This is a genomic window from Janthinobacterium foliorum, assembly GCF_978021625.1.
In genome coordinates, this window is sequence record NZ_CDXDQE010000010.1 from 125,164 (window position 1) to 145,609 (window position 20,446).

Here is a 20,446-nt window from a genome sequence, read left to right on the forward strand (position 1 = left end):
TTGCCAGCGTTGCCGTCAGCGTGTATGGCTATTTAATAGAATGAGAGTTTAAAGATGAATTTTTCACAATTTCTGCTTGTCCTGAGAGCGCGCCAGCGGATCGTCTTTATTACGCTCTTGCTGACGGTGGCCACCACGTTGATCGTCAGCTTGATCTTGCCGAAGACGTATAAAGCCACCAGTTCGCTGGTGTTGAACTACAAGGGCGTCGATCCGCTGACCGGGCTGACCATGCCGGGGCAGCTGTTGCCCGGCTATATGGCCACGCAGATCGACATCATCAGCAGCAAGAACGTGGCGCTGCGCGTCGTCGACCAGCTGCACCTCGCCGACAGCCCGGCCGTGATGGCCCAGTTTCGCGAAGCGGCCGACGGCCGCGGCACGATCCGCGACTGGCTGGCCGACCTGCTGCTGAAGAAGCTGGAAATCGTGCCGTCGCGCGAGAGCAGCGTCGTCGACATCAGTTTCAAGGGCGCGGACCCGCAATTCGTGGCGGCCGTCGCGAATGCTTTTGCCGATGAGTATCAAAAGATCAACGTGCAGTTGAAGGTCGAGCCGATGAAGAAGGCCGCGGCCTACTTCAGCGAACAGACCAAGCTGCTGCGCGACAATGTCGAGACGGCCCAGAGCCGCCTGTCGAAATACCAGCAGGACAATGGCATCGTCAGCCTCGACAACCGGCTGGACGTGGAATCGAACCGCCTCAACGACCTGTCGGCGCAACTGGTGGCGGCACAGGGCCAGTTGATGGAAGCGTCGTCGCGCCAGCGCATGGCGCAAAGCATCAACGGCGCGGAGTCGCCGGACGTGGCTTCCAATCCCCTGATTCAAAACCTGAAAATCGGCCTGGGCGCGGCGGAATCGAAATTTGCCGAAGTCTCGCAGCGCCTCAGTTCGAATCATCCGCAATACCAGAGCGCGAAAGCGGAAGTGGACAAGCTGCGCGCGGACTTGCGCGATCAGCTGCAGATAGCGTCGCGCAGCGTCGGCGGCAACGCGCAGATCTTTGCCCAGCGCGAAGCGTCGATCAAGTCGGCCCTGGCGGCGCAGAAAGCGAAAGTGCTGGAGCTGAACCGTACCCGGGACGAGATGAATGTGCTGAACAAGGACGTGGAAAGCGCCCAGCGCGCGTTCGATGTCGCGTCGCAGCGCTTCTCGCAGACGAAGATCGAAGGACAGTCGGACCAGTCTGATATTGCTGTTTTGAATCCGGCCGTGCCGCCGATCGAGCCGGCAGGGCCGAAAGTCCTGCTCAACACGGTACTGTCCGTTTTCCTGGGCGTGCTGCTGGGCCTTGGCCTGGCCATGCTGGCGGAAATGCTGGATCGCCGCGTGCGCTCCGAAAGCGACTTGTCCGATTCGGTGCAGATTCCCGTCCTGGGTTCGATCGCCTGGAATGCGACGAAACGTCCCCGCTCACGGTCGCGCCTGTTGCGCGCCATTCTTCCCCGCCGCCTGCGGTTGAATTAATTTTATTATGGATCTGACGATGAATCATCCCGCACTCCCCATCCCGCCGGCCGGCTTGCCGAAGCGTGGCGATTCGAGCATCGGCGGCCTGCTGCTTGAGTCAGGCAAGATCACGGCAGAAAACGCCGAGCGCGTGCTGCGCATGCAAAAGGAACTCGGTATCCGCTTTGGCGAGGCGGCCCTGCGCCTGGGGCTGATCACGGAAGCCGACATCCAGCAGGTGCTGGCGCAGCAGTTCGAATATCCCTACCTGCAGCCGGGCGAATCCAATTTTTCGCCGCGCCTGGTGGCCGCCTTCGATCCGTTCAGCCCGCAAGTGGAAACGCTGCGCGCCGTGCGGAGCCAGTTGATGCTGCGCTGGTTCGCCCGCGGGCGCAAGGGCCTGGCCATCGTCGCCGTCGATTCCGGCGATGGCGCCAGCCTGTTCGCGGCCAATCTGGCTGTGGTCTTTTCGCAGCTTGGCGAACAGACCCTGCTGGTCGACGCCAATTTGCGCCAGCCGCACCAGCAGGATATCTTCGATTTGAAAAGCCGGCAGGGCCTGTCGGACGTGCTGGCGGGCCGTGCCGACCTGTCCGTGGTCACGAAGATCGACTCCTTTGTCGATCTGTCCGTGCTGTCGTCCGGCACCTTGCCGCCGAATCCGCAGGAACTGCTCAGCCGCAGCTCGTTTGGCAACCTGAATGCGCAGCTCGAGTCGCGCTACGACGTGGTGCTGTACGATACGGCGGCCTTCGCCACGGCGGCCGATGCACTGGCGATCGCGGGCCGGGTCGGCGGCGTCCTGTTGGTCGTGCGCAAGAACAAGACCCATCTGGACGACATCATGACCATGTGCGACCAGGTCACCCACGCGGGTGCTGAAGTGGTGGGTTCCGTGCTTGTCGACTTTTGATGGACAGCACCATGAATTCGGCGATGCTGCAAAAAATTCCCGCTTTTCACAAAGTGGAGGAATGGTGGCCGATCGCGCTGGGCATGGCGATCCTGTTCGTGCCGACATTCTATGACTTGATGCATGGCATCTGGGCGACCGAGGAACAGGCGCACGGCCCGATCATCCTGGCGTTGTCGCTGTGGCTGCTGTATCGCCAGTGGCCGCGCATGACGCAGGACCCGGTGCGCGTCAAGAGCGCCTCTGGATGGGTCTTCGTTGCCATCGGCCTGCTGCTGTACGTCCTGGGACGCTCCCAGCAGGTGCTAGCGTTCGAGATTTCCTCCTTCATCATTCTGCTGATGGCCATCGTGCTGCTCAATTTCGGCTGGCGCGGCTTTGCCAAGGTGTGGTTTCCCTTCTTCTTCATGCTGTTCATGGTGCCGTTGCCAGGCCAGGTGGTGAGCCTGCTGACGATGCCGATGAAGATGGCCGTGTCGTACGTCACCGAGCACATTCTGTTCTGGGTCGGTTATCCGATCGCGCGCACGGGTGTCATCTTGCAAGTGGGCCAATACCAGTTGCTGGTGGCCGATGCCTGCGCCGGCCTGCAGACCTTGCTGACGCTGGAAGCGCTGGGCCTGTTTTATCTGAACGTCGTGCGCCATACGGCCGTGCTGCGCAATGTCGTGCTGGCGTTGCTGATCATCCCGATTTCCTTTACGGCCAATGTCATTCGCGTCATCGTGCTCACGCTCATCACGTATCACTTTGGCGATGCTGCCGGACAAGGATTCCTGCACGGCTTCGCCGGCATGGTGCTCTTCCTGACGGCGCTGTCGCTGATTCTGGCGACCGATAGCCTGCTGCAGTGGATCGTCCGCCGCCGTGCCCGCCGCGCCACCCCATTGAGTGAGGGTACACCATGAAAAAGCCATTGCTGACGAGTTTGATACTGGGTGTCCTGATGGCCGGCTCGGCGGTCCTGACCAAGGCCGTCACGCCTACGGTTAAGATTGCCGACCTGCAGGCGAAATTCAATCTCGAAACGATGATCCCGGAACGCTTCGGCGACTGGCAGGTCGACCGTTCGATCGCGCCGCTGCAGATCGATCCCGAGGTGCAGGCAAAGCTGGACAAGATCTACAACCAGACGCTGTCGCGCACATACATCGATAGCCAGGGACGGCGGGTGATGCTGTCGATGGCCTATGGCGGCGACCAGGGCGACAACATGGGCGTGCACAAGCCAGAAATCTGCTATGGTGCGCAAGGCTTTGAAATCACGAAGGAAAGCAATGAACGCCTGCAGACGACGTATGGCAGCTTGCCGATCAAGCGCCTGATGGCCGTCAATGGCAGCCGCAACGAGCCGATCACGTACTGGATCACGATCGGCGACAAGGCCACCAAGCCGGGCATGGAGCAGCGTCTGCAGCAATTGCGCTACGGTTTGAGCGGCACCGTTCCCGACGGCATGCTGGTGCGCGTGTCCAGCATCGATACGGACCGCAGCGCTGCCTATCAAATGCAGGACTTATTCGTCAATGAAATGTTGAGTAGCTTATCACCGGCATCCCGCACCAAACTGGTTGGCGTGTTCAGCGGCTAGTGGCTGCGTAGAAGAGAGTAATCATGAAGATGCCATTTTTCGCTGGCCGCGCCAGGGCAGGCGCCGCGCCTGCGCCTTTTGCCAAGCGCAAGGCGGACAACACGCGCCTGTCGCTGCTGTTGCTGTTTCCCCTGCTGTTCCTGGCCTTGCTGGTGGGCGCCGTTGCCGGCCTCGATTCGCCGGTGCTGCTGGTGATCGTCAGCGGCGCGATCTTTGCCATGTTGGCATTTTTCCTGGTTAACGCGAATCTCCTGCTGCATCTGTTGTTCCTGGTCACTTTTGTCATACAGGGTTCCGCGCTGTATTTCTTTGGCTTGCGCTCGGCCACCTGGATCGCCGTGGGGATGGCCGGCCTGTTCGGCATGCGCACCTTCATGGATCTGGTTGTCAAAAGCCGCCAGCAGCGCAGGGGCGCGGCGCGGGAGGGGCGGCCGGTGACGCTGGTCATGCTGCCTTTCTTTGCCTACCTGTTGTGCTACATGGTATCGATCGTCCTGAACCGCCCATCGGCCGGCCAGTTGATGTCGGCCCTGAAGTCGAACTTGCCGGTGTTTGGCGTGCTGCTGTCCTTCTACTGGTTTGCCTGGCGCCCGGTGACGCTGGAGCGGCTGTGGCAGTCGCTGATCTGGATTGGCGTACTGCAATTGCCCGTGGTGCTGTACCAGCATTTTTTCGTCTCCACAAAGCGCGACAATGGTTTTGACTCGGTCGTCGGGACGTTCGGCGGAACGCCGCTCGGCGGCGGACTCAGTTCGATGCTGGTATTGTTTATCGTTGCCGTCAGCGTATATGCGCTGGCGCGCTGGAACCGGGGTTTGATGTCGCGCCCGCTGGCATTGCTGGTGTTTGCGATAGGCCTGGCCGTGATCCTGCTGGGCGAGGTCAAAGCGGCGTTCATCTGGCTGCCGCTGGGCGTGTTCATCGTCTTGCGCCAGCGCATCATGAAGAACCTGTTCTCCGTCATCGCCTACGGCATCCTGGCGGTCGCCATGCTCGGCAGTATTTATTTCGTGTACAACGCGCTGTACTGGGGGCAGACGCTGAACCACAGCAAGGGGCTGGAAGGCAAGCTCGATGCGGGCGGCGGCTATTTTTTCGATACCCATAACGTCAACTACCTGACGGGGGAAATCAGCCGCGGCGCCTCGCTGGCGCTGTGGGCCAAGGATGCCACGGCAAGCATACCCAAGCGCCTGCTGGGTTATGGCCCGGGCGCGAGCAAGTCCAGCAGTTCCATCGGCGGCAGCGGCGTCATTGCCCGCCGCTTCGCGCCGCTGAACGTGGATGCCACCGCCCTGGCCGTGCTGCTCTGGGACGTGGGCGTGCTGGGGGCCGCCGCCTACAGCATGATGGCCGTGGGCGGCGTCATCCTCGGCTGGCGCTACATGCGGCGCGGGCAGGGCAGCGCGGCGCAAATGGCCATCGTCGAGGCCAGCGTGGCAGTGCTGGTGATTTATGTCTCGCTGCTGATCTATAACCGCACCATGCTCGATGAGCCGACCGTGCAACTGCTGTATCTGTTTTGCCTGGGCAGCGTCGTCCAGGCTTGCCGGTATGGCCAGGAGACAGCCGAGGAGCCCGCCGCTCAAGCGCAAGCGGACGCGCCCGCACAGCCGCGCAGGCGCGTGGCCGCCGCGGCTGGCGCCATGCGCTGGAGCACGCATGGGGAATAATCCATACGTTGCTTCCCGTATGGTTTCGCAAGCAAAATGGTTCGCCTTGGCAAAGGTTGGGGTTGCCATTGCTTCGCTGCTGACCCAGTTCGTGCTGGTGCGTAACCTGGGCGTGGATGATTACGCGGCCTATACGATTTTCGTCGCCGGCACCGCCGTGCTGGTCTTCGTGACCATGTTCGGCATGGACCGGGTCGTGTATCGCTTCATGCCGCCCCTGCGCGAAGCCGTCAAATGGCGCGAATTGCTGCTGCTGATGCTGGGCCTGATATCGGCGCGCCTGGCGCTCATGCTGTTGCTGCTGCTGGGCCTGTATTTCTTCTCGTCGCTGCTATTGCCGCAGCAGATCATCGAACAGTCTTCCTCCATTCCCCTGCAATACATCGCCTATGGGCTCAGCTCGGCCTGCAACGATAGCCTGCTGATCTTTTGTAACAGCCTGGGCTTGCAGAAGCGCCAGGCCATGCTGTTCATGCTGGCGGGCTGCGTGCGCTTGGCCGGTTTGTCCAGCCTGGTCTTCGTCCATGATCTCGGCGTGGTCGATGTCGCCAATGTCTTTGCCGGCACCGAATGCGTGCTGTCGCTGGCCTTGCTGCTGGTGCTGGCGCGTGAATTCGCCCACCTGCGGCACAATGCGCCGCCGCCGATGCCGCTCAGTTTTGGTTTTTCCTTCCGCACACTATGGCGCGACAGCCTGGGCACGCAGGCGGCATACATGCTGGGACTGCCGTTCCGTGGCGCGCTGCTCAAGCTGATCGTCGGCGCAGTGGCCACGCCCCTGGTCACGGCGTCATTCGGTTTCTTCCAGACCTTGTCGGACCGCGCCTACCAGTTCATGCCCATCTTCCTGGCCAAAGGCATTGTCGAGCCGGCGCTGGCCAGCGATTACAGCAAGCACCACGATATCGAGCGCATCCGCTCTGCCGTGTCGCTGCTGCTGCGTTTCAATTACGTAATCATCGGCCTCGGCATTGCCAGTCTGATCGGTTGCGGCGAACCCTTGATCAACTGGGTGACCCATGGCCGTTATGGCGGGGAGATGTTGCTGGCGGTGTTGATCGTGCTGCAGTTGGCAGGGATGAGCCTGGGCGAATCGCTGTTTCTCAGCTTGAACCCCATCGGTCGCATTTCGCACCATAACCGCCTGTGGCTGTGGTTTTCCTTGCCCTTCCTGGGCTTGCTCGGTCTGTGTGCCTATTTGCGCAGCCCCCTCCTGCTGGTGCTGGTGAGCACGATGCCGTACTACATCATCTACGGCTGGCTGCGCTGGGTGAACCGGGAACCGAGCCTGCAACAGGGACTGGGTATCGGTTTGCCAGTCTTGCTGCGCCTGGTCGCGGCCGTCGCTGGCGCGGCGCTGGCCGCTCGCCTGGTCCTGTTGCTGCCGGGCGGTAATGTCGTCATCGTCCCCGCGCTGCTGGCCTGCGTGGCGGCCTACCTGCTGGCCCTGCGTTTCGTCGGTTTGTTCAAGCGCACGGAACTCCCCGCTCTGGCGCGCATCTCGCCCCGTTTTGCCCGCCTGCTGGAACCAATTTCATCATAATAACATTATCCTAAGTTCATGTAATTTCTTCGATAATATTGTCAACTTCTTCAAAATCGGCGCCTAATGTCGTTACGCAACAAATCGCAAGGGTTTTGATTTTTTGTTTTTGATGATCATTCCCTTTCCTGTATAGTTGCTTCAACGCAGGAAGATTTGTGCTGCATCGTTCGCACCGAGCATGCCAGACGAAGCTTTTCCAGCTTTCCATTTTTGACTGATTTGCACGGCAATAGTTCAGGTATGGTGCAGCGTGCCGCCTGGTGCGCTTTTGGTTTTCCTTATTTGGAGCTACTTTCATGACGTTTCCTACAGCGACGCTGGTTCGCTTGCTCATCCTTGCCGGTTTGAGTGTCAGCGGCGGCAGCCGCGCAGACTGGGTCATCGCACCCGATATCGAGGCGGTCAAGCCTCTGCCCAGTGATAATCTGCGGCAGCCACAGAATCCCCCCAGCTTTTCCTGGTCCCAGCATAAAACGCGGCCGGCATCGTATGTGCTGGAAGTGAGCTTGAACGGCAACGTCGTGTATACCTACACGACGGCGCGCAACTGGTTCTTGCCGACGGCCGCATATGCGCCAGGCAGCTATTCCTGGCGCGTGCGCCCGGCCACGACGACGGAATGGTCGACGCCGCGCAATTTCACCATCGACAGTGCCTCCACCCTGTTCATCGTGCCTGACACCAAGGCGGTCAGCGACAGCGTCAAGCGGCATGCGCGGCCGCGCATGCTGGCGCCGGGCTTCCTGATGGCATCCCAGTGGCCGGCGGCCATGCGCGCCGAGCGCGCCACGCCACTGGCCAACATGGTCAGTGAAGTGACCTACAAGATGAGCAGCATGCGCGCAGTGCAGGACACCGATTGGCCGCTGATGAACACGGGCGTGGCGACGGCGGCACTGAGCGCGCAGAACGCGGATATCCGCACGCGCATCAACACGACGGGGCGCCAGCTGGAATCGGCGGCGTTGCTGTACCGCCTGACGGGCGAGGCGCGCTACCTGAACGAGGCATTCGTCCGCGGCGACCAGTTCGCCCGCCTCAATGCGGCCGGCCCGACCAGCTATGCAAACCAGGACCAGGGCACGCGCGTGATCGCGCTGTCGCTGATCAAGGCGATCGACTTCCTCTCCGCCGAAATCGATGCGCCGCGCCGCGCCGCGTGGCTGAACGCCGTCAACCTGCGCACGACGGATATCTACAACGATTTGAGCGGCAGTAACAACCGCCTGGACCAGTATCCGTATGACTCGCACGGCGGCACCAATCTGGGTTTCCTGGCGCTGATCTCGACTCTGGCGCTGGGCGAATTACCGCAGGCCGACACCTGGTTTGATTTCTCCTTCCGCTCGTATGTCAATACTGTGTATGCATGGAGCGGCCCGGAGGGCGGTTTCGCCAATGGCACAGCGTACGGGCAATATACGGCCGATTACGCCTTGCAGATATGGCAGCCATTGTCGGAGGCGACGGGCGTGAATATCTTCGCCAAGCCCTGGTCCACCGGCTTCCTGCAGTTCTTCGCCCATTTCGTGCCGCCGGGCGCCGTGACCCACGCCTTTGGCGATGAAAGCGAACTGGCGCCTGATTTCCGCTTCATGAAGGCGTATGCCTCGCGCTTCGCGACGCCGGCGGCAGCCTGGTATGCGCGCAATATCGTCGGCGACGAGGATTTTCTTACCCTGCTGCAAGCGCCGTATCCGCTGCCGTACACGCGGGCATCCACGTCGGCCGCGCCGCCGAATGCCGCCCTGTACCAGAGCATCGGCTGGGTTGCCATGCACAGCGATCTGGCGGATCGCGCCCGCACCTCCGTGTATTTCAAGTCCAGCCCGTTTGGCTCCTACAATCACAGCCATGGCGACCAGAACAGCCTGCTCCTGTCCAGCGGCGGGCGCCCCTTGCTGATCGAGTCCGGCTACATGGATTGGTACGGCTCGCCCCTGTTCAATTCCTGGTACCGCCAGACCCGGGCACATAACGCCATCACTTTCGATAGCGGCGTCGGCCAGTTGGTTGACGGCAATACCATCAATCTGGGACGCAATGGCAAGATTCTCAGTTTCGCCACGACGCCAGCCCTGGACTATACGGCCGGCGACGCGATCAACGCCTATGGTAGCGTGCTGAGCAAGGCGGTGCGCAAGGTCTGGTATTTCCGGCCCAAGAACGTGGTGGTGGTGCAAGACCTGCTGGCCGCACCGGCGCCGCACAAGTTCGAATGGAATCTGCACGCGGCCGCGCCTATCGTGCCGCAGGCAGATGGCTCCGTTTCCATCCTCAACGTGGACCGCAAATTGTGTGCGCGCTCCATCTCCACCGAGCCGGCGACCTATGAAGCGCGCAGCGGGCCGCCGCCGCAGGCGGGCAAGTTCGAAGCGCATGGCGCCTTCGTCAAGCCAGCCGCGACGAGCGGCGAATTCCTGGTGCTGCTCGACGTGGGTTGCAAGAATTTGCCCTACACGCTCAGTGCGCCGAGCGCCACCGGACGCACGCTGACGGTTGACGGACAGTCAATTGTGATTCCAAATAACTAATTTTTATTAACAGAAAACGGAGCCGCGGTTATCATAAGCGTGCTCCTCGCGAGCGATGGCTGATTTTCAGCCATCGCTTTTTCTTTTGTGCGCCCGTTTTGTGCGGGCCAGTCATGGTGTCTTATTTTGAAACCACACAGCGTATTTCGTTTGTTGCAATTGGTGCCAGAGCCGTTGCCGACTTTTCGTGCCGATGTCGCGACCCTGTTTGGGAAATATCTGCCGCGCCACGACGTGCTTTGCGACATCGTCGGCAAGGCCGGCGAAGGCGAACTGCTCGACGGTGCGTATGCGAGCCAGGCGCGGCCCCCCGCGCATGCTGGCCGGGCGCGCCGTGAATGGGCGTTTTTCAAGCTTTGCCTGCGGCGCGTGGCTGTCGCCCGCAAGCAGGATTGCGACTTGATCCAGGTGCGCGACATGGTGTCGATCGGCCTGTTCGCCATGCTGCTGGCGCGCTGCAAAGGCATTCCGTTTGCCTACTGGGTGTCATTCCTGATGAGCGAAGGGCGCATCGCGCGTGCGCGCGCCGAAATCGCGGCGGGCAGCGGCAGCCGCTACCGTATTGTCTTGCTCAAGGGCCTGGTCGAGCGTTTCCTGTTGTACAAGGTCGTGCTCAAGGGCGCGAACCATGTCTTCGTGCAAAGCGAGGCCATGAAGGCGCTGATGGTGGCGCGTGGCATTCCGGCGGCAAAGCTGACGGCCGTGCCGATGGGCGTCGACATGGAAATCCTGCGCGCCGATGCCATTGCCCCGCGCCGCCTGGCTGGCTGGGAAGCGGTTCCCGTGCTGGCTTATCTCGGCACGCTCGACAGTTCGCGCGAACTGGGCATGCTGCTCGACGCCTTGCTGCTGTTGCGCCGCAACCAGCCGGCTGCACGCCTGCTGCTGATCGGCGCCTCCCCGACCGCCGCCGACGTGCCGGCCTTGCTGCTCCATGCCAAGCGGCTGGGGCTGGAGGATGCCGTGCATGTGACGGGCTGGCTGCCATCGCTGCAGGCACTGGCGCTGTTGCGCGGCGCCGATGTGGCGTTGTCCTATGTGCCGCGCGGCGCGTTGTTTGATTACAGCTCGCCGACCAAGCTGCTTGAATACCTGGCGCTGGGCATGCCCTGCGTCGGCAACGATAGCCCGGACCAGGAAAACGTGCTGTGCGCCAGCGGCGCTGGATGGCTGAGTGCCAGCAGCGCCGAGGCGCTGGCCGAGCAGCTGGGCGCCATTCTTGCCGACTTGCCGGCGGCCCGGCTGCGCGCTGCCCATGGCCCGGCCTTCATCGAGGCGCACCGCAGCTACCGCGTCCTGGCGCAGCGCCTGGCCTCCACGTACATCGAAAAAATCGCAAAAAATTCATAATGGCTAATAATTCTGTGCACTGCAGCAAAACTGTGGACGATGTCGCTATGCTATGTGATAATGTTTTTTTGAAAATGTTTTTCTGATGATTCAAATAATCCTTTCACAAGCTGGCGGTTATCAGGATGTTGTTGCCTATCTGCAGCAGCAGGGCGCCAGCGTCTGCAACATGGGGCCTGAGCGGGGCCGCGGCTCATCGTTTCGAGGCAAGCTGTCGATCCTGGGGGCCATGGTCTCGCCCAAGCTGTGGGGCGTGCGCAAGCTGTGGAACAAGGATAGCCAGCATGCCGTGGTGCTGCTGATCGGCTGGCAGGCACTGCCGATCCTGGCGATGATACGCTGCGGCCTGGTCCGGCGCCCGCGCAAGTTGCTGGTGATGGCGTGTTTCGTCCATTCCATGCGGGCACGCCGCTGTATCAACCTGGTCTGGCGCGCCTTGCGCTTTCCCGGCATGGGCTTCATCGCTTTCTCGAAAGGGGAAGGCGAAAATCTGATCCGGGAGGTGGGCATGGCGGCGCAAGACGTGCATTTCCACCTGTGGCGGCAGGAGCTGTACGGTTTTGGCGGCGCTTCCGCCGCTGTCGAGGGCGATTACGTCTTTGCCGGCGGCTATTCCAACCGTGACTATGATTTGCTGCTGCAGGCCATGGCGGGTGTGGATGCGCCGCTGGTGGTGGTGGCTGCGGAGCGCAATCATGTGGTCGTGCCTGCGCAGGCCCGGGTGAGCCTGCAGCTGGATTTGCCCGAGGCGCAGTTCGAGAGCCTGCTTGCCGCCAGCCGCGTGGTCGCCATGCCCTTGAAAAGCCAGGGCGAAGCGTGCGGGCAAAGCGTGCTGTTGCGCGTATTGCGCAATCGCAAACCACTGGTGGCGACGCGCCACGAGGCGATCGAAGCCTATCTGGGCAGCGATTACCCGGGCTTCGTGCCGCATGATGATGTCGACGCCATGCGCGCCACGCTGCAGCGCGCCATCGCGGATGACGCGTTCCGGCAGCTACTTGGCGAGGCGATCGAGCAGGCAGAGCACCGTCTGGCCAAGAGCGGCAGCCCGGGCGAAGAAATTCACCGTTTCCTGCTGCTCTGATGTCTTGCCTCCCTTTCTTACCAGAAGTCCCGTTGTGGGAGCCACTGTGACTATGTCTTCGATCAAGCACGAATTACGTTTTGGCATGCGCGCCATGCTGCGCGATAATTTTCTGTTGCAGCGGGCGATGCGGCGCCTGGCATCGCATGAGCGCATGAGCGTGGATGAGCTGGCGCACGATTCACAGCTGCGCCTGCATGCCAGCATGCAGCATGCCATCCGCACGCTGCCTTATTATGCGGCCATGCCCGGTGGTTTTACGCCGGCGCAGGCGGCTCAGGTGCTGCGCGAGGACTTTCCCGTGATTGACAAGGCGACCCTGCTTGCCCAGCGCGGCGCGCTATATCCGAACCAGGGGCGCAAGCGGCCGTGGCAGGCGGCGGGACAGACCAGCGGCACCACCGGCACGCCGTTGACGATCTTTCGCAGCATGCAGTCGGTGCTGATGGAAAATGCCTTTATCCAGCGCCATTGGAGCTGGTCCGGCTACACGCCGCAGATGACGCGCGCCACATTGCGTGGCGACATGGTTGCCGGCATCAACCAGAACACGCCGCCGTTCTGGTTCTGGAACCGCTACAACCGCCAATTGCTGCTGTCGTCGCGCCACCTGACCGAGGCGCACGCCGATGCCATCATCGACCGCCTGGAGCAGGCGGCGCCGGCGATGTTGCAAGCCTATCCCTCGACGGCGTATACCCTGGCGGGATTCCTGCAGCGGCGCGGCCGGCGGCTGTCCATCCCCTACGTATTTACGGCATCGGAGCCGCTGTATCCGCACCAGCGGGCGCTGATCGTCGAGCAGCTGGGCGCCACCATCATGGACATGTACGGGATGGCCGAGCGCGTGGCCTTCGCCACGGAATGCGAACATGGCAACTTGCATGTGAACAGCGATTATTCCCATGTCGAAATCGTCGACGAGCATGGCGTCCCGACGGATGGCGAAGGATTCGTGGTCGGTACCACCTACCATAATCTGGCGATGCCGCTGCTGCGCTACAGGCTCAGCGACCGCAGCCGCTGGAAGCCGGGGCGCTGCGCTTGCGGCAGGCCATTTCCCATGATCGAACCCGTGACGGGGAAATTCGAGGACAGCATCACCGGCAGCGGTGGCGCCGTGATCAGCCCGTCGGTGCTGACGTTTGCGTTCAAGGGCGTCGACAATATCCTCAAATCGCAGGTGGCGCAGATCGGCGCGGCGCACTGGGAAGTGCGCCTGCTGCCGGGCGCCGCCTTTGCCGATGCCGACAAGTTCAAGCTGATTGAGAACATACGCACCATGGTCGACGCCGGCGTCAAGGTGGACGTGGTGCTGAAAGACGCCTTGCCGAATACGGCGGCGGGAAAATTCCGTTGGGTGGTCAACGAGACGCAGGCGCGGGCAAGCGGCCAGACAGCGCCCCGCCCTGTGGCGGCCGACGGACACATTAGCTGAGTCGAGATGAAAAAAATTCTGATGGTCGGTACCAGCCTGAACACCATGGGCGGCATTGCCGCCGTGGCGCGGGTCTACGAAAGCACGGGCCTGTTCGAACGCTTTCGCGTGCATTACCTGGCCACGCATTGCGATGGCGGCCCTCTGGCCAAGCTGCGCATCATGCTGTGCGCGTATGCGCGCTTCGCGGGCATGCTGCTGACGGGCCAGGTGGGCCTGATCCATGTGCATGTCGCTTCGCATGCCAGTTTCTGGCGCAAGTCGGGTTTTTTCCTGCTCGCTTTCCTGTGCCGCGTGCCCAGCATCCTGCACTTGCATGGCGGTGGCTTTGCCGTCTTTTATGGGCAGCAGTGCGGACCGCTGCGGCGCGCGTATATCCGCTACGTCTTCAATCACGCGTCGCGCGTGCTGGTGCTGTCGGGCGGCTGGCAGGCCTGGGTGCGCAGCATCAGCCGCAATCCGCACGTCGAGACCATGTTCAATCCCGTGGCGCTGCCGGACAGTATCGCGGCCTGGCCGTCGCGCGCGGCGGGGAGCGTCCTGTTCCTGGGGAAGCTGGGCAAGGCCAAGGGCGTCGATGACCTGTTGCTGGCGTGTGCCGAGCTGAGCGAGCGATGTCCTGCGCTGCACCTGGCGCTGGGCGGGGACGGTGACCGCGGTGCCGTGCAGCGCCAGGCCGATGCGCTTGGCGTAACGCGGCACGTCGAGTTGCTGGGCTGGGTGCAGGGTGAACAAAAGACGCGCTTGCTCAACAGCTGCCGCATCTACGTCCTGCCTTCGTATTTCGAGGGCTTGCCGATGAGCATACTGGAAGCGATGGCATGCGGCGTGCCGGTGATCGCCACGGCTATCGGCGGCATTCCGGAAGCCATCGAGGATGGCGTGGAGGGATATTTGCTCGCTCCCGGCGATGTGGCCGGACTCGCCGAACGGATCGAAAGGCTGTTGTCTGACGATGCGCTGGCGCAAAGAATGGGGGCGGCGGGGCGCCGCAAGGTGGAGCGCCAGTTTGCCACGGCGGCAGTCATGCCGCGTCTCGAAAAAATGTATGCCGACTTGGGAATGCCTGCTGTATGACAACTTTAGGGTGGAAAATCAATCGCTTGAAACTGATGGGCGCGCCGGAAATCAGCTGGCGCGTGCAGCAGTTGCTGCAGAAAAAGGCCAGCAAATTCGGTATCGGCTTGCTGCGTGGAGTGCCGGCGCCGCAGTGGAGCGGTCCCCGGCCCGCGTTTCTGGCGGGCGACGGCAGCGATACCGATGTGGCCGCCTTGCGCGCCGCCGCCGATGCCGTGCTGGCGGGCCGCTGGAACGTGTTTGCGCTGCGTGGCGTGGAACTGGGTTTTCCGCCGCAATGGAACCGCGATCCGAAGACGGGCACCGTGGCGCCGCTGACTTTGGGCAAGCAGATCGATTACCGCAGCGAACAAGTGGTGGGCGACATCAAGTACCTGTGGGAGCCGAACCGGCACCTGGAACTGGTGGCGCTGGCGCAGGCATGGCGGGTGACGGGCGAGCAGCGTTACGCGGACGGCGCGCGCACCTTGCTGCAATCGTGGTTTGAGCAGTGCCCGTATCCGCTGGGCGTGCATTGGACCAGTTCGCTTGAACTGGCGCTGCGCCTGCTGAACTGGGCTTGCGCCTGGGAATTGCTGGGCGGCCTGGCCTCGCCGCTGTTCCAGGGGGCGGCGGGCCAGCGCTTCCAGCGCCAGTGGCTAGATGCCATCTATCAGCATAGCCACTTTATCGCTGGCTACTTTTCGCGTCATTCGTCAGCGAACAACCATCTGTTTGGCGAGTACATGGGCTTGTTTGTCGCCAGTAGCGTATGGCCTTGCTGGCCCATCAGCAAGCAGTGGCAGGCACTGGCGCGCAAGGGCCTGGAAGAGGAAGCGCTCAAGCAGAACACGCCCGATGGCGTGAACCGCGAGCAAGCCGTCTACTACCAGCATGAAGTGATGGACATGATGCTGCTGTGCCAGCTGATCGGGCGCGCGCATGGCGCTGGCTTTTCCGCCGCCTACCTGGAGCGCCTGGAGCGCCTGGCCGATTTCATCGCCGCGCTCATGGACGTGGCGGGCAACGTGCCCATGACGGGAGATGCCGATGACGCACAGATGGTGCGCCTGGCGCACGACGCGGGCTGGCATCGCTACCGTTCGCTGCTGGCCAGTTGCGCCGTGCTGTTCGGCCGCGCCGATTTCAAGCGCAAGGCTGGCGAGTTTGACGACAAGAACCGCTGGCTGTTTGGTGTGGCAGGCTTGCAACAATGGCAGGCGCTCGATGCCAGCGGGGCGGAAGCGCCCGTGATGGCGTTTCCCGAAGGGGGATATTTCCTGCTTGGCAGCGATTTTGGCACGCCGGATGAAGTACGCATGGTCGTCGACTGCGCTCCGCTCGGCTATTTGTCGATCGCCGCGCACGGGCATGCCGATGCGCTGGCGTTCACCCTCTCGGCAGGCGGGGAAGAGCTGCTGACCGATCCCGGCACCTACGCCTACCACACGCAAAAAAAATGGCGCGACTACTTCCGCAGCACGCCGGCGCACAACAGCGTGTCCGTCGACGGGCTGGACCAGTCGGAGATCGGCGGTAATTTCATGTGGCTGAAAAAAGCCAACGCGCGCATGATTGCGCATGAAACGAATTCTGATGTGCAAGTTTTTGAGGGGCAGCACGACGGCTACGGCCGCCTGGCAGATCCCGTGCTGCACCGGCGTCGTATCGAGTTCAACTTTAATAATAAATGCATTGTTGTAAAAGACATATTACAATGTACAAATGTACATGATATTGCCGTGCATTGGCAGTTCGGCGACGACTGCGTGGTGACGGCCGCCGGCGGGCAATTGCTGGCACAGGGACAGCGCTCCGGCTTGCGCATGCGCTGTTCGCATGGTGCGCCGGACATATTGCGTGGCAGCGACACACCGCCCGGCGGCTGGATCTCGCGCCGCTTCGACGAGAAGGCGCCGATTGCCAGCGCCGCCTGGCGCGTGCAAGTACAGGGAACAACTGAAATCGTGACGCACATCGAGCTGATGCCGCTCGCATCGCCGGCTGATTCGCCAGCTTAATCATTAAGGAGCATATTTTGAAAATCAGTATTTTTGGCCTCGGCTACGTAGGTGCCGTCTCGGCCGGTTGCCTGGCGACGGATGGCCATGAAGTGATCGGCGTCGATCCCAACAAGACCAAGGTGGACCTGATCAACCAGGGCACCACGCCCATCATCGAGAAAGACATCGGCGAGATGATCGCCGCCACCGTGAAAAGCGGCCATTTGCGCGCCACGGCAGACGTGCGCGACGCCGTCTTCGGCTCGGACATGTCGCTCATCTGCGTGGGCACGCCGTCGCAGCTGAACGGCAACCTGGACTTGAGCCACGTGCGCAAGGTGTGCCAGGAGATTGGCGCGGCAATTGCCGAAAAAGATACCTTCCACGTCGTCGTGGCGCGCTCGACCATGCTGCCCGGTTCCATGCGTTCGCTGGTGATCCCCACCCTGGAAGCGGCCTCGGGCAAGGTGGCCGGCGTCGATTTCGGCGTCTGCAACAATCCGGAATTCCTGCGCGAAGGCACGGCCGTCTACGACTATTACAATCCGCCGAAGACGGTGATTGGCGAGTCGGACGAAAAGGCCGGCGCGCTGCTGGTGCAGCTGTATGAAAAGATGGACGCGCCGCTGGTGCGCACGGACGTCGAGACGGCCGAGATGGTCAAGTACACGGACAATACCTGGCATGCCGTGAAAGTGGCGTTCGCCAATGAAATCGGCAACATCTGCAAGGCGGTCGGCATCGACGGCCACAAGGTGATGGAGATCTTCTGCCAGGATACCAAGCTCAACCTGTCGCCGTACTACATGAAGCCGGGCTTCGCCTTTGGCGGCTCGTGCCTGCCGAAGGACGTGCGCGCGCTGACCTACAAGGCGCGCAGCCTGGACCTGGACTTGCCATTGCTCAATTCGATCCTGCCATCGAACCAGCGGCAGGTGGAAAAGGGCATCAAGATGATCTCCGACAAGGGCGCGCGCAAGGTGGGCATCCTGGGCTTCTCGTTCAAGGCCGGCACGGACGATCTGCGCGAGTCGCCGCTGGTCGATGTCATCGAGCACCTGCTGGGCAAGGGCTATGAACTCAAGCTGTACGACAAGAACGTCAACCTGGCGGCCTTGACGGGCGCCAACCAGGATTACATCCTGAACCACATTCCGCATATCTCCAAGCTGATGGTGACGAACATGCAGGACGTGCTGGACTTCGCCGACACCATCGTCATCGGCAACGGCGCGGCCGAATTCAAAAGCGTGCCAGGCAGCCTGAAGCCGCATCAGCACATCGTTGATCTGGTGCGCATCAGCAAGGAACAAAGTGGAGAGCAATATGACGGCATCTGCTGGTAAGAACGTGGCAGGCGCGCCGCGCCGCGTGCTGATCCTGGTGGAAAACCTGCCTTCGCCATTCGACCGGCGCGTATGGCAGGAAGCGACCACCCTGCATGCGAACGGCTACGAAGTGTCGATTATCTGTCCCACAGGCAAGGGTTACGAGTCGCGCTACGAAGCCATCGACGGCATCCACATCTACCGCTACAACCTGCCGCTGGAAGCGGAGGGCGCGAAGGGCTACCTGGTGGAGTATTCGCTGGCGCTGTTCCACACTTTCCGCCTGGCGTGGAAAGTGCATTGCGCGCGCGGTTTCGATGTCATCCATGCCTGCAATCCGCCCGATTTGCTGTTCCTTATCGGCGGCTTCTTCAAGCTGACGATGGGCAAGCGTTTCCTGTTCGACCATCATGACATCAATCCGGAACTGTACGAGGCCAAGTTTGGCCGGCGCGATTTCTTTTATAAACTGATGGTGCTGTTCGAGCGCTGGTCGTTCCAGAGCGCCGACGTGTCGATCGCCACCAACGAGTCGTACAAGAAAATCGCCATCGAGCGTGGCGGCATGGACCCGAACGACGTGTATGTGGTGCGCAGCGGTCCCAAGCTGGACCGCCTGCGCGTGCTGCCGCCCGTGCCTGAACTCAAGAAGGGCCGCACTTACCTGGTCGGCTATGTGGGCGTGATGGGCGCGCAGGAAGGCATCGACCTGCTGCTGCAGGCGGCGCAATACATCGTGCAGACCCTGGGGCGCCAGGACGTGCAGTTCGGCCTGGTCGGCGGCGGCACCTCGCTGGAGCAGATGAAGCAGATGGCGCAGGACATGGGCATCGCCGACTACGTGACCTTCACGGGGCGCGTGCCGGACCAGCAGTTGCTGGAAATGCTCAACACGTCCGATGTGTGCGTCAATCCCGACGTGGCCAACGACATGAACGACAAGTCGACCATGAACAAGATCATGGAATACATGGCGCTGGGCAAGCCGATCGTGCAGTTCGACCTGGTCGAAGGCAAGGTTTCGGCGCAGCAGGCATCGTTGTATGCCCTGAAAAACGATCCCGTCGACATGGCGCGCAAGATTGTCGAGCTGCTCGATGATCCTGTCCGGCGCGAACAGATGGGCGCGTTTGGCCGCCACCGCGTGATCAATGAACTGGAGTGGGAATATGAAGCGCCGAAGCTGCTGGCCGCGTATGCGCGCCTGTTTCCCGGTGCCGTGCCCGCCACGTCCGTGACCTTGAGCAAGGACGGCCGCTGAGATGCGCCGCCCGGCCCGCCATCCCCAACCCTGATGGAGCAAGCCCGACGATGAAAGCGATGATATTAGCGGCAGGCAAGGGCACGCGCGTGCGGCCCCTGACCTACGATTTGCCCAAACCCATGATCCCCATCCTGGGCAAGCCCGTGATGGCGTATCTGGTGGAGCACCTGGCCCGGCACGGCGTGACCGACATCATGGTCAACGTCAGCTATCTGCATGAAAAGATCGAGGAATACTTTGGCGAGGGCCACCAGTTTGGCGTGCAGATCGGCTATTCCTTCGAAGGCTATACGAATGATGCGGGCGAGGTCGTGCCGCAGCCGCTCGGTTCGGCCGGCGGCATGAAGAAGATCCAGGAATTTGGCGGCTTCTTCGATGAAACGACGATCGTGCTGTGCGGCGACGCCTTGATCGACCTGGACCTCGACGCGGCCCTGCGCGAGCATCGCCGTTCCGGCGCGCTGGCCTCCGTAATTACCCTGGAAGTGCCGTGGGACAAGGTATCGAGCTACGGCGTGGTGGTCAGCGATGGCGATGGACGCATCCTTGCTTTTCAGGAAAAACCCGCGCGGGCCGACGCCTTGTCCAATTGCGTCAGCACCGGCATCTATCTGTTCGAGCCGGAAGTGCTGGACCTGATACCCTGTGACCGCCCCTTCGATATCGGCGCGGAACTGTTTCCCCTGCTGGTAGAGAAGGGCTTGCCCTTCCATGCGCAAAAACGCCAGTACAGCTGGATCGACATCGGCAGCGTCAAGGATTACTGGGAAGTGCTGCAAGGCGTGCTGATGGGAGAAGTGGCCCAGCTGCACGTGCCTGGCACCCAGATCGCCGATGGCGTGTGGGCCGGCCTCAATACCAGCATCGACTGGGGCGGCGGCACGCGGATCGAAGGCCCCGTCTACATCGGCTCGGGCTGCCGCATTGAAGCGGGCGCCACCATCATCGGACCCACCTGGATCGGTCACGGCAGCCATGTCTGCAGCGGCGCCGAAGTGGTGCGCAGCGTGCTGTTCGAATACACGCGCGTGCTGCCTGATGTACTGCTCGATGAAATGATCGTCTTCAAGGATTACAGCGTCGACCGCGCCGGCGAGATGCGCCATGTCTCCGATTACGCCACCGATGCCTGGGGCAATGCGCGCGACCGGCGCAGCCTGCGCCGCACGGAAACGCCGCCGGCCCGGTACGCTACCCAATAAACTGTTTACGAA

At 61.9% G+C, this 20,446-nt stretch carries 16 protein-coding genes; 15 read left to right on the forward strand and 1 reads right to left on the reverse strand.

Annotated elements, in window-relative coordinates; all coding sequences use genetic code 11:
* The first annotated feature begins 54 nt into the window (after positions 1-54).
* Genes epsF through ACZ92H_RS19960 form a run of 6 tightly spaced genes read left to right on the forward strand, consistent with a single transcriptional unit; the run spans position 55 to position 7,172 of the window.
* Positions 55-1,470 (forward strand): chain length determinant protein EpsF, encoded by a 1,416-nt coding sequence (gene epsF / locus ACZ92H_RS19935; RefSeq protein ID WP_131373803.1) that lies wholly within the window; start codon positions 55-57, stop codon positions 1,468-1,470.
* 19 nt (positions 1,471-1,489) lie between these two features.
* Complete coding sequence (gene epsG / locus ACZ92H_RS19940; protein ID WP_131373802.1) at positions 1,490-2,365, forward strand: chain length determinant protein tyrosine kinase EpsG; 876 nt, start codon at positions 1,490-1,492, stop codon at positions 2,363-2,365.
* 11 nt (positions 2,366-2,376) lie between these two features.
* On the forward strand, positions 2,377-3,273 hold the full coding sequence (xrtB, locus tag ACZ92H_RS19945; protein ID WP_465050744.1) for an exosortase B: 897 nt from the start codon (positions 2,377-2,379) through the stop codon (positions 3,271-3,273).
* Positions 3,270-3,956 (forward strand): exosortase-associated protein EpsI, B-type, encoded by a 687-nt coding sequence (epsI, locus tag ACZ92H_RS19950; RefSeq protein WP_131373800.1) that lies wholly within the window; start codon positions 3,270-3,272, stop codon positions 3,954-3,956. The genes xrtB and epsI overlap by 4 nt, the downstream gene beginning before the upstream one ends.
* Before the next feature lie 23 nt (positions 3,957-3,979).
* Entirely contained in the window at positions 3,980-5,629 is a 1,650-nt protein-coding gene (locus ACZ92H_RS19955) for a hypothetical protein (RefSeq protein ID WP_131373799.1), read from the forward strand.
* A 46-nt stretch (positions 5,630-5,675) separates the two neighbouring features.
* Positions 5,676-7,172, forward strand: a complete 1,497-nt coding sequence (locus ACZ92H_RS19960) for a hypothetical protein (protein ID WP_131373798.1) — start codon at positions 5,676-5,678, stop codon at positions 7,170-7,172.
* A 16-nt stretch (positions 7,173-7,188) separates the two neighbouring features.
* On the opposite strand, the gene ACZ92H_RS19965 is transcribed toward ACZ92H_RS19960, so the two are convergent.
* Positions 7,189-7,473 (reverse strand): hypothetical protein, encoded by a 285-nt coding sequence (locus tag ACZ92H_RS19965; protein ID WP_465050745.1) that lies wholly within the window; start codon positions 7,471-7,473, stop codon positions 7,189-7,191.
* Between ACZ92H_RS19965 and ACZ92H_RS19970 the strand changes: the two genes are divergently transcribed.
* The 9 genes from ACZ92H_RS19970 (at position 7,472) to ACZ92H_RS20010 (ending at position 20,434) form a co-directional block, all read left to right on the forward strand.
* A complete protein-coding gene (locus ACZ92H_RS19970; protein ID WP_465050746.1) occupies positions 7,472-9,709 on the forward strand; it encodes a heparinase II/III domain-containing protein in 2,238 nt (745 codons plus the stop codon). The two genes, ACZ92H_RS19965 and ACZ92H_RS19970, sit on opposite strands and share 2 nt — an antisense overlap.
* 174 nt (positions 9,710-9,883) lie before the next feature.
* The gene (locus ACZ92H_RS19975; RefSeq protein WP_131373795.1) at positions 9,884-11,059 is read left to right on the forward strand and encodes a glycosyltransferase; all 1,176 of its coding nucleotides are present in this window, start codon (positions 9,884-9,886) and stop codon (positions 11,057-11,059) included.
* A gap of 85 nt (positions 11,060-11,144) precedes the next feature.
* Positions 11,145-12,143 (forward strand): glycosyltransferase family protein, encoded by a 999-nt coding sequence (locus ACZ92H_RS19980; protein WP_465050747.1) that lies wholly within the window; start codon positions 11,145-11,147, stop codon positions 12,141-12,143.
* Between the two features lie 46 nt (positions 12,144-12,189).
* Complete coding sequence (locus ACZ92H_RS19985) at positions 12,190-13,581, forward strand: phenylacetate--CoA ligase family protein (protein WP_131373793.1); 1,392 nt, start codon at positions 12,190-12,192, stop codon at positions 13,579-13,581.
* Positions 13,582-13,587: 6 nt separating this feature from the next.
* The gene (locus ACZ92H_RS19990; protein ID WP_131373792.1) at positions 13,588-14,658 is read left to right on the forward strand and encodes a glycosyltransferase family 4 protein; all 1,071 of its coding nucleotides are present in this window, start codon (positions 13,588-13,590) and stop codon (positions 14,656-14,658) included.
* Positions 14,655-16,658 (forward strand): heparinase II/III family protein, encoded by a 2,004-nt coding sequence (locus ACZ92H_RS19995; RefSeq protein ID WP_465050748.1) that lies wholly within the window; start codon positions 14,655-14,657, stop codon positions 16,656-16,658. The genes ACZ92H_RS19990 and ACZ92H_RS19995 overlap by 4 nt, the downstream gene beginning before the upstream one ends.
* A gap of 17 nt (positions 16,659-16,675) precedes the next feature.
* Complete coding sequence (locus ACZ92H_RS20000) at positions 16,676-17,986, forward strand: nucleotide sugar dehydrogenase (RefSeq protein WP_131373790.1); 1,311 nt, start codon at positions 16,676-16,678, stop codon at positions 17,984-17,986.
* A complete protein-coding gene (locus ACZ92H_RS20005; protein WP_465050749.1) occupies positions 17,967-19,229 on the forward strand; it encodes a glycosyltransferase family 4 protein in 1,263 nt (420 codons plus the stop codon). Before ACZ92H_RS20000 ends, ACZ92H_RS20005 begins: the two co-directional genes overlap by 20 nt.
* A 50-nt stretch (positions 19,230-19,279) precedes the next feature.
* Entirely contained in the window at positions 19,280-20,434 is a 1,155-nt protein-coding gene (locus tag ACZ92H_RS20010) for a nucleotidyltransferase family protein (RefSeq protein WP_465050750.1), read from the forward strand.
* Positions 20,435-20,446: the final 12 nt, after the last annotated feature.